General features: G+C 57.2%; 12 protein-coding genes and 1 pseudogene. 12 read left to right on the top strand and 1 reads right to left on the bottom strand.

Annotated elements, in window-relative coordinates:
* Positions 1–34: 34 nt before the first annotated feature.
* The 4 genes from B3729_RS02915 (at position 35) to B3729_RS02900 (ending at position 4,426) form a co-directional block, all read left to right on the top strand.
* A complete protein-coding gene (locus tag B3729_RS02915) occupies positions 35–1,369 on the top strand; it encodes an MFS transporter (protein ID WP_286787001.1) in 1,335 nt (444 codons plus the stop codon).
* Between the two features lie 18 nt (positions 1,370–1,387).
* A complete protein-coding gene (fucP, locus tag B3729_RS02910; protein ID WP_286787000.1) occupies positions 1,388–2,629 on the top strand; it encodes an L-fucose:H+ symporter permease in 1,242 nt (413 codons plus the stop codon).
* A 198-nt stretch (positions 2,630–2,827) separates the two neighbouring features.
* The gene (locus B3729_RS02905) at positions 2,828–3,562 is read left to right on the top strand and encodes a hypothetical protein (RefSeq protein WP_286786999.1); all 735 of its coding nucleotides are present in this window, start codon (positions 2,828–2,830) and stop codon (positions 3,560–3,562) included.
* Positions 3,563–3,718: 156 nt separating this feature from the next.
* Complete coding sequence (locus B3729_RS02900) at positions 3,719–4,426, top strand: DUF3053 family protein (RefSeq protein ID WP_286786998.1); 708 nt, start codon at positions 3,719–3,721, stop codon at positions 4,424–4,426.
* 54 nt (positions 4,427–4,480) lie between these two features.
* Here the strand turns inward: B3729_RS02900 and B3729_RS02895 are convergent, their stop codons facing one another.
* Entirely contained in the window at positions 4,481–4,663 is a 183-nt protein-coding gene (locus B3729_RS02895; protein ID WP_010797496.1) for a hypothetical protein, read from the bottom strand.
* 190 nt (positions 4,664–4,853) lie between these two features.
* Between B3729_RS02895 and B3729_RS24705 the strand changes: the two are divergent.
* The 8 genes and pseudogenes from B3729_RS24705 to B3729_RS02860 all read left to right on the top strand — a co-directional run.
* Positions 4,854–5,591, top strand: a pseudogene (locus B3729_RS24705) (HAMP domain-containing protein); the annotation flags it as partial.
* A 117-nt stretch (positions 5,592–5,708) separates the two neighbouring features.
* Positions 5,709–6,479 carry a methyl-accepting chemotaxis protein gene (locus tag B3729_RS24700; RefSeq protein ID WP_404627792.1) on the top strand — a complete coding sequence of 257 codons (771 nt, stop codon included), beginning with the start codon at positions 5,709–5,711 and terminating at the stop codon, positions 6,477–6,479.
* Positions 6,480–6,609: 130 nt separating this feature from the next.
* Positions 6,610–7,614, top strand: a complete 1,005-nt coding sequence (locus B3729_RS02885; protein ID WP_286786996.1) for an alpha/beta fold hydrolase — start codon at positions 6,610–6,612, stop codon at positions 7,612–7,614.
* 76 nt (positions 7,615–7,690) lie between these two features.
* The gene (locus tag B3729_RS02880; RefSeq protein WP_019366649.1) at positions 7,691–8,107 is read left to right on the top strand and encodes a hypothetical protein; all 417 of its coding nucleotides are present in this window, start codon (positions 7,691–7,693) and stop codon (positions 8,105–8,107) included.
* Positions 8,108–8,308: 201 nt separating this feature from the next.
* Positions 8,309–9,187, top strand: a complete 879-nt coding sequence (locus tag B3729_RS02875) for a lipid kinase (RefSeq protein WP_286786995.1) — start codon at positions 8,309–8,311, stop codon at positions 9,185–9,187.
* Positions 9,188–9,304: 117 nt separating this feature from the next.
* Complete coding sequence (locus B3729_RS02870) at positions 9,305–10,228, top strand: SdiA-regulated domain-containing protein (protein WP_010797491.1); 924 nt, start codon at positions 9,305–9,307, stop codon at positions 10,226–10,228.
* 90 nt (positions 10,229–10,318) lie between these two features.
* A complete protein-coding gene (locus B3729_RS02865; RefSeq protein ID WP_010797490.1) occupies positions 10,319–10,978 on the top strand; it encodes an ion channel in 660 nt (219 codons plus the stop codon).
* A 307-nt stretch (positions 10,979–11,285) separates the two neighbouring features.
* On the top strand, positions 11,286–13,442 hold the full coding sequence (locus B3729_RS02860) for a PAS domain S-box protein (protein ID WP_286786994.1): 2,157 nt from the start codon (positions 11,286–11,288) through the stop codon (positions 13,440–13,442).
* The last annotated feature ends 58 nt before the right edge of the window (positions 13,443–13,500 follow it).

The following is a 13,500-nucleotide window of genomic DNA, read 5'->3' as shown; positions in this document are numbered from 1 at the left end:
GCGCTCTAGAAAACAACAATAACTGGAGTCATTCATGTCTACGCTTACCGCCCCGCTCGACAGTGCCCTGACCAAGAGCCGTCGCCGAATTATTCCATTCGTGGCCCTGATGTTTGCCATGGCCATTATCGACCGTTCTAACGTTGGGTATGCCAAGCTCGCATTGCAGGCCGACACAGGGATCGGCGATGCGGCCTTTGCTCTCGGCGCGGGAATCTTCTTTATCGGCTACGCGCTTTTCGAAGTTCCCAGCAACCTGATCCTTCATCGTATCGGTGCACGGATCTGGTTGAGCCGAATTATGGTGACTTGGGGCCTTGTCTCGGCTGCCATGATGTTTGCTCAAAGCGAAATGTCCTTCTATATCCTCCGCTTTCTGCTGGGCGTGGCCGAGGCAGGCCTGTCGCCAGGTGTCGTCCTGTATCTCACTTACTGGTTCCCTCATCGCCACCGCGGTGCGGCGTATGGGCTCTATTACTTTGGCGTACCGGCCTCGCTGCTGCTGGGGGGCCCTGTCTCCGGCTGGCTGCTGGAAATGCACGGCGTATTCGGCCTGCGCAACTGGCAATGGATGTTCGTGGTGGAAGGACTGCTTGCCTCGGTCATTGGCGTGATTGCGTTTTTCTACCTGCCGAACCGCCCGCGGGATGCACGATGGCTGACCCGGGACGAGAAAACGGCACTGCACAAGGCTATCGAACAGGAGGAGACAGACAAGAAGGAACATAGCCCTTCCTCCTGGAAGGCAGCCCTCGTCAACCCAAAGGTCATGTACTTCGTACTGATCTATTTCACTATCCAGGTAAGCGTTTACGGCGTCCTGTTTTATCTTCCGGCGCGCATCGCTCAGCTGCTCGGCACCAAGATCGGCTTTGAGGTTGGCATGCTGACGGCCATTCCCTGGCTATTCACCCTGGGTGCACTGTTCATGGTGACTCGCTATGCAGACCGCACCGGCAAGCATCGCCAACTGGCAGTGGCCATGCTGCTGCTCGCCGCAGTGGGCATAGCAGGATCGACGGTTATCGAGAGCATCGTGCCCGTTCTGTTTGCCTTCTGCCTCGCGGCTGCCGGCTTTATCACGGTTCAGCCGCTCTTCTGGACGCTTCCCACCCGCTACCTGGGCGGTGTCGCAGCAGCCAGCGCAATTGCCCTGATCGGTGCGCTGGGCAACCTGGGCGGCTTTCTTGCGCCCACCCTTAAAACCTATATGGAACAGACGTTCGCCAATCCCCACGCCGGCATGTACACCCTGGCAACTGTCGCCCTGCTTGGCGCAGGCCTGCTGGCCCTCGGGGGAACCACCGTTCAACGCCAGGACGCCGGTTTTGCTGTACCACCAAATGACCTCAACGCTGCACAACGATAAGAACCACGGAGAGCTGTCATGTTAGTCAACCAAACCAGAACGGCCACACCCGTTGCCAGCCAGGAACGCTCGGGCTATCAATGGGCATTCATCCTTGTCACCAGCCTGTTCTTCATGTGGGGCCTGTCGTATGGCCTGCTGGACGTACTCAACAAACACTTCCAGGAAACGCTGCACGTCACCAAGGCGCAGTCCGGCCTGCTTCAGGCGGCGTACTTCGGCGCCTATTTTATCGTTGCCCTGCCCGCCGGGATCTTCATGGGCAAGCGCGGCTACAAGGCCGGCATCCTGGTCGGGTTGTGCCTGTATGCCCTCGGTGCCTTGCTATTCGTTCCGGCAGCGTCTTCAGCCAGCTTTGCCATGTTTCTTTTTGCCCTGTTCGTGATCGCCTGCGGTCTGGGCTGCCTGGAAACGGCAGCCAATCCCTATGCCACGGTTCTAGGCGATCCGAACGGAGCCGAGCGCCGCCTCAATTTCGCCCAGTCTTTCAACGGCCTCGGTCAGTTCACCGGCCCAATCCTGGGCGGCACCCTGTTCTTTTCGGCCACCAATAGTGCAGGTACCGCCTCCTCCGACAGCCTGGGCTCGGTCAGCATGATCTATGTGGGTATCGCAGCGCTGGTTCTGATGATTGCCGTGCTCTTTGCCAAAACCACTCTCCCTGACCTTCGCAATCAGGAGGAAGCCGTTGCCCGTCAGGACAGCCGCACACTCTGGCAGCACAAGCATTTCGTCGGCGGTGTCATCACCCAATTTTTCTACGTGGCGGCGCAGGTAGGTGTGGGTGCCTTCTTTATCAACTACGTAACCGAGCACTGGTCCGACACTTCCAGCCAGTCCGCGTCGTTCATGCTGTCCATTGCCATGCTGTGCTTCATGCTGGGCCGTTTCTTCAGCACCTGGCTGATGGGATTCATCGCGCCGGCTCGTCTGATGATGATCTATGGCGTGATCAACTTTTTCCTGTGCGGTCTGGTGGTGGCCGGATTCGACGGCATTGCCGTGGTGGGTTTAATCGCCGTGTTCTTCTTCATGTCGATCATGTTTCCTACCATCTTTGCGCTGGGTGTGAAGAACCTCGGCCCACACACCAAGCGCGCCAGCTCCTTCATGATCATGGCTATCGTGGGTGGCGCGATCATGCCCTATTTCATGGGACTCATCGCTGATATCAGCAGCACAGCGTATGCCTACTCGCTGCCCATGCTCTGCTTTGCCCTAGTGATCTGGTACGGCGCCTCGCAGCAGCGCAGCGCCTGACCACCGAGCGGGCCAGGTACGCCTGGTCCGCTTCATCGCCTCCTTACTGCCTTTTATCTCTGCTCAATCGGTTGAACGGCTCAAGCACGGTCCGCCTGCTGGATTTATCCGCCTGGTCTGGATACCCTTATGTAACGTGAAATTCATCACGCATCTTCAACGTCAGTACCGTCGTTTCGAGTCCTGCAAGGAAGCATCATGGGCACACACGACCGCGGTCAACAGCAAGACGATGGGCACAAGCCCATGCTTGTGCATGAACCAAATCCTGTCACCCGACCATTCAAGCGCCGCCGTACATTAACCCTGGCTCAACTTCTGTGGCTGGCGTTGCTGCTGTTTGCCAGCCTGCTGGCCTGGAATGCGCTGGAGGACATTGAACAGCTGCAAGCCCCTGTCACGCTGCTTGAGCCCGCTGACGGTATCGATACTCCCCCTTCGGCCCAGGGTCTTGTCGATCTTTCGCTGGATCAGACCGAAATTGCTTCTTCTGCTGACCTGACCTGTATGCGAAGCGACGGCGAGACCGATGACTCGATCATTCGCTGTCATCTGGGAAAGCCACCATACCCTCATCAAGGGGCGGTCCCCAGAGCCTACCGCGCCCACCATGATCACCTGCCACGGGCGCTCATCTATCCGGCCGACCCGGTACGAGAAAGCGAGCAGCATTGGGTTGAGGCATGGGGCAGCAGTGAAAGCTATCTGGCGGCCTGGGAGATTGTTAACAACCGCATCGACGACACCAGCGTATGCGGCAACTACCGCAAGGATTCGGTCGGCTATAGCGAATGCCGCAAGGGCGCCAAGGAATATTTCAGACAAAAGTGCCAGGACTGGCGCGTCCGCCACGATAAGGATGAGCAGAACAAGAGCAAGTGGATGGAAGAACGGTACTGCTCGGCCAAAAGCCATTTCGATCCGATGGGCTAACGCTGCCTGAGACTTAAAGCCCGCCTCATAAGCAGAACCCGTTCACCAATTCGGCTGATCCCGCTCGCCACGCTTTCCAATCCCCTATATACGGTGCGCCGGCTGACCTCTGGTTGCAGGTCGGCTCTACTCCATTTGAGCTCATAGGGAGATCTCATGCTCAAGCGTAACTCCACGGTTGCCCTGTTTTTCACCCTGATATGCGCCTGCCTGCTGTCCGCCTGCTCCAACGAAGAGGCGCAGCGCAAGGCATTCATTGAATTCCTGCAAACCCGCATCATCGATAAGCCCGGCGTACACGTTCCGGTTCTTCGGGACGAAGACAAGAACCTCTTTGGCGAATACAGCGCCCAGTATGCGGCGATGCAGCACTTTCACGAGTCCCTCAACAAGCGAACCGAAGACTCGCTGACCACGGCGATGAAGCAGATGAACATCAGCTCGATGGGACAGGCTATTCAGCGCCGCGAGGATATTCAATCTGCCCAAAAAACACTGAACGAGCTGCCAGCGCTGATCAGCGAAGAACAGGCGAAGGCGGATGAAGCGCGTAAATCCTTCAAGCAGCCGGAAGATCTGAAGGCTGTCTATGACAAGGCCTATGATCGAGTTGTCACCCAGCCGGCCGAAGCCATGAAAAACATGATGCCGGTTGCCAGCGAGACCCTGACGGCAACGCTCGAAGCGCTTGATTACATCAATGCCCATCAGGACGTGATCAAGGTCAACGGTGCCATGATCGAAGTATCCGACCCCGCTATCCAGAAAGAGCTGAACACCCGTCTCCAGGCCCTGAACACCAAGGCCCAGGCGACCATGCAGGCTCAACGCAAGATGGTAGCGGTCGTTTACGGTCGCGGATAGGAAAGTCGGTGAAAAAAGGCTGGACAGCGGTTTTCTGCCCAGCCTTCTCATGGATCAACTGGGGACAAGCGGAGTATCCGGATCAATCACGTCAGGGTTATCGGTCACGTCATCCGGGTGATCAATGATCCCATCAGGCCCTACTGGCTCATCGGGCCAGGGCGACTCCTGGCCACCGCCTGGGTTGATCGGGCTTGGATCCATCGCGTGAATGGACGCCAGCAGTTCATCACTCATAATGCACCTCGCATTCTTATCTGTTAATGAATGTTACTCTGTTGGATAGCCGTTCACGGCAAATGTTCGAGCCAGACGCCTGTCACAAAAAATTCATTAATTTATCAAGCCGATAGAATATTTATCGCATTAAGTTTTTTGCTATTTCAACGACACAGTGACGAGTACCTCCCTCTCTCGAGACACTGTGATGCTTAACCGTTCCCTGCGTGCTCAAGTTCTTGCCTTGCTCTGCGGCAGTCTCTTGCTGCTCATGGCTATTTCAATCGTTTCCTTCAAATTTCTTTCCGGGAGCGTTCAACGCTATCAAGGTCTTCTGGCCAATGAGATCCGTAATGTTCTACTGATCGACGAAGCCAACCTGAACTTTAAAACCCAAGTTCAGGAATGGAAAAACGCCCTCTTGCGCGGCAAGGATGACGCCAAGCGCGAAAAACACTGGAATGCCTTCCAGGCAGAAGAGCAAAAGGTTCAGGCACTGCTGTCTGACCTGAGCAAGCAACCGTGGTCAGACAGCTCTATCGCACAAGCCATTCAAAGCCTGGAGACCGAGCACAAGACGCTGGGTACAGCCTATCGCACAGGTTTCGAGCGCTTCAGGGCTGCCGGTTTTGACCCAGAGGCAGGCGACAAGGCTGTTGAAGGTATCGACCGTAGCGCCACCGCCCAGATGGCCGATCTTGTCACCAAACTGCACAAGCACAGTGACGAACTGTCCGCCCAAATTAGCGCGCAGGCTGACACCACCTTCCTGACAGGCCTGATCGCCTTGATTGGGGGCGGTGTCGCCATCCTTGTTATCAGCCTGTGGCTGGTCAATCGCCGCCTGGTCGTACCGATCAGTGAGCTCATCGGCCATATCAACCAGCTCAGTCATGGCAACTTCAACGTAAATATCCAATCCAGCCGCCAGGATGAACTCGGCCGCCTGGCGGGAGCCGCCAGCATTCTGCGTAACTTCCTGTCCGATACATCCACACGCCTCAAGCAGAGCACCCAGGACCTGGACTCTGCCAACCGTGACCTGAACGCCATTGCCAACCAAATGGCTCAGGGCAGCAACGAGCAGTTCTCCCGTACCGATCAGGTGGCGACCGCCATGCATGAAATGTCGGCTACTGCCCAGGAAGTCGCACGTCACGCAAGCGAAGCCTCCCTTGCTGCTACCGAGACCGATCAGGCTGTTCAGCGCGGAAGCGTCGTCATGCAGGGCACCATCAAGACCATTGTCGACATGAGCGACGAGATTGCCGGTACGGCCTCTGTCATCAATCAGCTCGAAGAAGACAGCGTGCGCATCGGCAAGGTAATGGAAGTCATCCACGGCATTGCTGAACAGACCAACCTTCTGGCGCTTAACGCGGCCATCGAAGCCGCCCGCGCCGGTGAGGCCGGTCGCGGATTTGCGGTTGTGGCCGATGAGGTCCGTAACCTGGCGCGTCGCACAGCCGACTCGACCAACGAGATCAACCAGATCATTGCCAACGTTCAGACCGGCACTGCCAATGCGGCCAAGGCCATTCAGAATGGTCAGAGCATCAGTGAGCGCAGCGTCACGCAGGTGAAGGAAGCTGGCGCGATTCTGGACACCATCTCGGTCTCGGTCGACTCGATGCGCGCCAAGAACATCCAGATTGCGGCAGCAGCAGAGGAACAGACATCCGTCAGTGAAGACATTGCCCGTAACCTGACTGAAATTACGGCCATTGCCAGCGCCAACCAGGCCCAGGTTGAAAAGACCCAGGACGCTGCGGTGCACTTGCAAAACCTGTCCCAGGGACTGGCCGAGCTGACCAAGCGCTTGGGCGCAGCCTGATTGACTTACAGCCATCCGCCCCCTGCAGGCGGATGGCTGGTTTCAGGTAAAAGCCAAACGTGCCATTCGTCCCTACCGCGAACGGCTTTCCCGTGGACTACTCTAAATTGTCTTTAGCGGGAGCCCTGGCATGAAAAATCTCCGGCATACCGACAGCGCACACGTTACGCCCAGCAAAACCACGCCTTTACCCTCCCGCCCCGGCCCGCTTGTGTGGGGCTCCCTGGCCGTCGCGGCATCAGCCATGCTGGTCCGCCATTGCAGCCGTCAGGCGGAAAAGCAGCACCCACCGGCAGGCACGTTTATCGAGGTGGATGGTATCCGGCTCCATTACGTCGAATATGGCGAGGGACAGCCCCTTGTGCTTCTGCATGGCAACACGACCATGGGTACTGACTTCGAGTTGAGCGAGCTAGTCGAACACGCAGCCCGCACCTATCGGGTCATCATCTTTGACCGTCCAGGGTATGGCTACAGCGAGCGCCCGTCGTCTATTGTCTGGGGTCCGCTCGAACAGGCCCACTTGTTCAATCGAGCCTTTGCCGCAATGGGTATCGACCGCCCTATCGTTCTCGGCCATTCCTGGGGCGCATTGGTGGCCATGGTGCTGGGGCTCGACTTCCCGCAGTCTGTCCGAGGCCTTGTGCTGCTGTCCGGCTATTATTACCCGACCGTTCGCCCTGATATTCCCATGGCGGCTTTGCCGGCCATCCCCGGCGTGGGTGACCTCATGTGCCACTCCGTTTCACCGCTGCTGTATCGCAGCATATGGCCACTCATGATGAAGCGGATGTTTGCACCCGCCAAAGTGCCCGCCCGCTTCAAGCGGTTTCCGGCCTGGATGGCCTTTCGTCCTGTGCAGCTTCATGCCAGCGCAGCCGAAATAGCCCTGATCATTCCCGCAACGCTACAACTCAAGGAGCGTTACAAGACGCTGACAGTACCTTCCATCATCATGGCGGGACGCGAGGATCGGCTGGTTCATACCCATGTGCACTCGGGCAGGCTGCATACCGAGTTGCCGGAGATGGATTTCCGTGTCATCGAGGGCGCCGGGCATATGCTGCATCATCTGGCACCGCAGGCAGTACTCGACGCTATTCATACCTTGGCCGAACAGACACCGTCGGGTTGAACCTGTCTGGACAGTATTCATGAACAGGCGCCGGGCTCAGGTAATATAGGCGCCTTTTCCTGTAACGCGACGCTCAATGAACTCGATACCAGCCCGCATCATCTTCTCCAGCGCCCTGCTGCTCCTGGCTTATACCGCCTTGAGCCATACCCGCCTGGGCACGCTGCTCATCCCTATTCGTGACGCACAAACGCCCGACAATCAGGTGGTGCTGACCGTTGCTGTTGCGACCTTCGTATTGGTAGTCATGCAGATTGCCGCCTGCGTTCCCCTAGGCTTTCTGAGGGATCGCTTCTGGGCCAGCGCAATGGCGTGTGTCCTGCGAGTGCCGTCGTGGCTATTTACTTCTATCAGTGCGGTCATGTGCCTGAGCGAAGCGCTGGCTAATCCTGCTTATTGGGCACCCTGCCTTGCGTACGCCGCCGCAGCGGCCGTGATCCTGTGGCAGGACTACCGGCTGCTCAAAAGCGCCCGTGTCAGCCCTCGCGCCTGAAACCGTCGGGTCCTGCCTGCTAGTTATGCTTTTAACGTCAGTCTGAGCGGATGATCACGCAACGTAAGGCTTCATTGATCTTTTGAAACAACTCCGCCTCGCAGGCAGTTGTCAGAACGGGGCACTCTCGCATTCCATCCCTCGGACAGACCTACACGTGAAGTGTCAGAGATAAACAAGTCATAGGGGATCTCAGACGCAATGACCGCTACCGAAACCCGCCGCGCCCTTCTGCTGATCAATAAACGCGCCCGCCGTGGGAGTGAATCCTACACGCCTATCGTTGAAAAGCTCAGCCAGGGCGGAATAACCGTAGTCGAACCTACCGGAGGGGAAAACCTTTCCATCAGCGAGAAGATCAGACAGGCCAAGGGATGCGACCTGATCATTGTCGGCGGTGGCGACGGCACGTTGAACGCCGCAGCTCCCGCCCTGATTGAGGCTGGCCTGCCCGTCGGCCTCCTGCCGCTCGGCACTGCCAATGACCTGGCCAAGACACTGAATATTCCTCAGGATCCGCTCGAGGCCGTCGACATCATTGTGCGGGGGCAGCTGCGAGCCATCGATGTAGGCGTCGTCAACGATCATGTCTTTCTCAACGTCGCCAGCATTGGCTTCAGTGCCGATCTGGCTAATCAGCTGACCGCGGATATCAAGAAGAAATGGGGCAGCCTCGGCTATGGCCTGACCGCCTTTCGGCTACTGCGCCGCTTTCGCCGTTTCACCCTGTATATCGAACATGACGGACAGGTGGAAAAGGTCCGAACGGTCCAGGCATCCGTGGGCAATGGCCGTCACTATGGCGGTGGCATGACGGTGGAAGAATCCGCAACCGCCGACGATGGACGCCTGGATTTCTATAGCCTTGAGGTCAGGCATTGGTGGGAACTGATCGCATTGCTGCCCAGCCTGCGCAAGGGCACCCATGGCAAGGCAGATAAGGTCAGGGCGTTTCAGACAACCGCTATCCGACTGAACACCCGCAAACCCATGCCTATCAATACTGATGGTGAGCTGACCACCTACACGCCCGCTCTTTTTTCTATCAAACCCAAAGCGCTCAGGATCTATCGTCCGTAGAGCGCACCTATCGAACCATGGGTGAAAGAATCGGAAACACTCGCACCTGCCTTATTCAGCTTCAGTTAAGCCCAACCCCCGTAGGCTATACGCTCAGAATTTTGAACCTGACCTAACATGCAGAACGCTCTCTCCTCCAAAACGATGGCAACGGCCTTGGCCTGCTTGCTAGTGGCAGCCGCGATAACCGCAGGTGCCCAGCAGCGCCTGTTTGAGCAGGTCTGGTTCCGTCTGGAACAGCGCTTTAGCTCCGAGGAGGCCCAAGGGCAAGCCCTATGGTTGCCTGACTACCATGTCACAATCGATGCCAAGCCACTGGGTAATGACGAAAACATGTCAGCGCTGACCTTCGACGCCAGCCGCCAAACGCTTTTTACGGTGACCAACAAGGACTCGCACCTTATCGAGCTTTCGCTCTCCGGTGATGTACTGCGTCGTATTCCGCTCCGGGGTTTCGGTGATCCGGAAGCGATCGAATACGTTCGTCCCGGCGTCCTCCTGATTACAGAGGAACGTAACCATCGTCTGATCGAAGTGCATGTCAATGATCAGACCCAGGTCATCGATATTGCCGACCCAGCCAATGCCAAACAGTTTTCACTCAGCGCGGCGGATAATAATAACAAAGGCTTCGAGGGCCTGGCCTACGACCCCAAGGAGCAGCGCCTTTTTGTTGCCAAGGAAAAGGACCCGGTCCGCATCTTCGAGATCAACGGCTTTTTGACCGCCTCGCCCGACCAGCCGATCGACATCGACGTGCATGTCAACGCACAGCGCGACCGGGATTTGTTTGTGACCGACCTGTCCAGCCTTCACTATGATACGAGTACAGGCCATCTGCTGGCCTTGTCTGATGAATCCAAGATGATCGTGGAAATGGATGCCAACGGTAAGCCGGTCAGCTCCTTCAGCTTGAGGGGTGGTAATCAGGGGCTTGCCAAGGATGTTCCCCAGGCTGAGGGCATGACAATGGATGATCAGGGCAACCTGTATGTGATAAGTGAGCCTAACCTGTTCTACGCCTTCAAGAAGAAGTCATAGGCCTAGTCGAGCTCTTTATCCGCAAGGCTCTGGTGAGCCTTGCGCTGCCGGGTTACGCTGTACGGCGTTTCCATCCTGCCCGTGCCCTGAATGAAAGTCACCCTCGTTACGTATCTGGTTCGCTACCCGTCTGCAAGCCTGTTACTTATCCAGCTATTGGGCATCGTGCTCTATCCCTTCATGGAGAACATGCCGGGTGGGCGAGCCGTCTTTGGTGCGTTTGGCGTCATCGTACTGGTTGCTGCCCTGCGTATGGTTCGCCGCAGTCCAATGCTCCACTCGATTGCCTTCATTCTGGCCGCGCTCATCCTGTGCTTGGCTATCGTCAGCGAGATCTGGCCCAACCAGGCCGTTACGGTTGCCTCCGCCCTGCTGGAAGGCGCCTTTTACTTTTACGCAGCCGCCAGCCTGATTGCCTACATGATGGAGGATCAGCGCGCATCGACCGATGAGCTGTTTGCCGTAGGCGCAACCTTTACTCTGCTGGCCTGGGCGTTTGCCTATGCCTTTACCGTTTGCCAGTTGCTTCTGCCAGGCAGTTTTACCGCCATGCAGAACCCTGAGGCACCACGGACCTGGATGGAACTGCTGTTCCTGAGCTTTACCACGCTTTCCGGCGTAGGGCTGGGTGATGTTCTGCCTATTTCACCGCTTGCCCGCGGGCTGGTAATGCTCGAAGAGTTTGCAGGCGTCATGTATATCACATTGGTAGTGGCTCGCCTGATCAGCCTGACAGTCATCAAACGCTAGAACCAACCGGTCGCCCCTTGCAAATGACAGTCCGGCTTTTAGCACCTGACACCCCGATAGCCCATCGATATCATCCCGCCTACATACCTGTTACCCAGACAGGCCGACGGTTGGACAGCCGGCGTGATAGACAGTCTCTCAAGTGCTGGATAGACTGGGTCGTTCACTAATCCCCTACCTTTCCAACCTCATTCATTCGTGACCTGATCGTGAGCGAAGCTGTGCCTGTGCGCTGCCGGATTCATGGCAAGGCATTGGCCCCTACCGCTAGGTACCTTATGTACCGCGCCCTTCTTTTTATACCGGCATGACTACCATCGAAAACGAACATCTGCGTCTGCGTATCGCCGAACTCGAAGCCGAAAATACGGCGCTCAAGGCCGTTGCCGAAACGACTTACCAACAGAACCAGCGCCATCAGGATATTCTGAACAGTGCTGTCGATTTTGCGATCATCACAACCGACCAGTGCGGTCGCATTACTCACTGGAACTCTGGCGCAGAGCAGGTCTTTGGCTGGACAGCCGAAAGTATACTAGGGACCTCCATCAATCGCCTCTTCACCGTAGAGGACCAACTCCAGCAGCGCGCCGAATGCGAGATGCAACGCGCCCTGGAAAAAGGTCGCGCCAGTGATGAACGTTGGCACCAGAAAAAGGACGGCGCCCTGTTCTGGGCCAATGGCGAGATGATGCCGCTCCGGGCAGCCGATGGAGCCCACCTGGGTTTTCTGAAAATCCTGCGCGATCAGACCCGGCAGCAAAAAGTAATTGAAGCTCAGCAGGCCGATGCCGAGTTCCTGCGCAGCGTGTTGGCCTCCTCTGATGACTGCATCAAGGTGCTCGACCTTGACGGCAAACTGCTTTACATGAGCCCAAACGGCCAGGACGCTATGGAAGTCAGCGACTTCAATGCCATTGCGGGTTGCCCCTGGCCGACTTTCTGGCAAGACAAGGGGAGCCAGGAAGCGAAAGAGGCCATGACGCTGGCCCGCGCGGGTCAGGTTGGCCGGTTCATCGGGCAGGCCAATACCCTGGCAGGAACCCCTAAGTGGTGGGATGTACAGGTCACGCCTATCCTCGGCTCTCATGGGAGGCCTGAAAAGCTGCTCTCCATTTCGCGGGACATTACTGCGAATCACTCTATCGAGAATGCGCTACGCATCTCTCGCCAGATGAACAGCCTTATTCTCAATTCGAGTCAGGATTGCATCGTGATCATGGATCTCGAAGGGCATACCCAGTTCGTGAGCCCCGGCGGTATAGAGTCCATGGAGATTACGGACCTCTCTTCCGTACTGGGCAAGCCGTGGCTCCGGGTATGGAAAGACGCGGATCTGGAGGCAGCACGCAACGCCATCGCAAGTGCTCGTGCCGGAGGGACAGGACGTTTCCAGGGCTACTGCCCTACCCACACAGGAAAACCCAAGTGGTGGGATATTGCCATTTCCTGCATACCAGGTGCAGACGGCACGCCTGAAAAACTGCTCTCCATTGGCCGCGACATCACCGAACGCACCCGCGCTGAGTTGGCGCTGAAGGAAAGCGAAACCCGCCTGGCTTCTATTTTCGACGAAGCCTCGGTAGGCCTGTCCGAGATCAGCCTCGACGGCCGCTTTCTACGGGTCAATGACGAGCTCTGCCGCCTGTTGGGTCGCTCTCGCACAGAGATACTAAGCACAACCGCAAAGACCGTTACCCTGGCTGAAGACCAGCCCAGGACGCTCGAGGCGCTTCAACATGTCCTGGCCACCCGACAGCCGACTCGCCTCGACAAGCGCTACCTCCGACCCGATGGCACTATCGTCTGGGCCAATAGCAATCTGACCTGTCTGAACGATGATGAAGGCAATCCCCGCTCTATTATTGCCGTAACCATTGATTTCTCGGCTCGCAAGGCAGCTGAAGACCGGCTCAAGGCCAGCAAGAGCCAGTTGAGGGAGCTGAACGAGACCCTTGAGCAACGTGTCGAGGAACGTACCCGCGAGCGCGATCAAATCTGGCGCACCACGCCAGATCTGGTCTGCACCGCCAGTCCGGAAGGCTACTTTCTCAACCTCAACCCTGCCTGGAGCGAAACCCTAGGCTGGTCGGAGCAAGAGCTGAAAGCACGCCCCTACAAGGATTTTCTCCACCCAGACGACCTGGAACATACCGTGCAAACCAAGCGGCTACTCGCCAACGGCCAGGTCTTGTCAAACTTCGAGAACCGCTACCGGCACAAGGATGGCAGCTATCGCTGGTTATCCTGGAACTCCCAGCGTCGTGATGGGCTGTTCCACAGCATTGCACGCGATATCACCACGATAAAGGCGCAGGCCGAAGTCCTGCATCAGACGGAAGAACGGTTGCGCCATAGCCAGAAAATGGAAGCTGTGGGCCAGCTCACCGGCGGTCTAGCCCATGACTTCAACAACCTGCTCACCGGAATTTCGGTAGCCTGGACCTGCTCAAGACGCGCCTGACCCAAGGACGCCTGAGCGATGTAAACAAATACATCACCGCCGCCCAGGACTCTGCCAA

Origin of the sequence: Pseudomonas sp. UBA3149 (assembly GCF_002364655.1) — a bacterium.
Taxonomy (GTDB): Bacteria; Pseudomonadota; Gammaproteobacteria; order Pseudomonadales; family Pseudomonadaceae; genus Chryseomonas; species Chryseomonas luteola.
Note: the sequence above shows the minus strand (reverse complement) of the source record. Positions and strands in the feature narration are given on the sequence as shown.

Excerpts from the sequence above, each read along its gene's own strand:
- B3729_RS02915 (WP_286787001.1), top strand. The coding sequence starts at position 35 with ATGTCTACGCTTACCGCCCCGCTCGACAGTGCCCTGACCAAGAGCCGT.
- fucP (WP_286787000.1), top strand. The coding sequence starts at position 1,388 with ATGTTAGTCAACCAAACCAGAACGGCCACACCCGTTGCCAGCCAGGAA.
- B3729_RS02905 (WP_286786999.1), top strand. The coding sequence starts at position 2,828 with ATGGGCACACACGACCGCGGTCAACAGCAAGACGATGGGCACAAGCCC.
- B3729_RS02900 (WP_286786998.1), top strand. The coding sequence starts at position 3,719 with ATGCTCAAGCGTAACTCCACGGTTGCCCTGTTTTTCACCCTGATATGC.
- B3729_RS02895 (WP_010797496.1), bottom strand. The coding sequence starts at position 4,663 with ATGAGTGATGAACTGCTGGCGTCCATTCACGCGATGGATCCAAGCCCG.
- B3729_RS24700 (WP_404627792.1), top strand. The coding sequence starts at position 5,709 with ATGGCTCAGGGCAGCAACGAGCAGTTCTCCCGTACCGATCAGGTGGCG.
- B3729_RS02885 (WP_286786996.1), top strand. The coding sequence starts at position 6,610 with ATGAAAAATCTCCGGCATACCGACAGCGCACACGTTACGCCCAGCAAA.
- B3729_RS02880 (WP_019366649.1), top strand. The coding sequence starts at position 7,691 with ATGAACTCGATACCAGCCCGCATCATCTTCTCCAGCGCCCTGCTGCTC.
- B3729_RS02875 (WP_286786995.1), top strand. The coding sequence starts at position 8,309 with ATGACCGCTACCGAAACCCGCCGCGCCCTTCTGCTGATCAATAAACGC.
- B3729_RS02870 (WP_010797491.1), top strand. The coding sequence starts at position 9,305 with ATGCAGAACGCTCTCTCCTCCAAAACGATGGCAACGGCCTTGGCCTGC.
- B3729_RS02865 (WP_010797490.1), top strand. The coding sequence starts at position 10,319 with ATGAAAGTCACCCTCGTTACGTATCTGGTTCGCTACCCGTCTGCAAGC.
- B3729_RS02860 (WP_286786994.1), top strand. The coding sequence starts at position 11,286 with ATGACTACCATCGAAAACGAACATCTGCGTCTGCGTATCGCCGAACTC.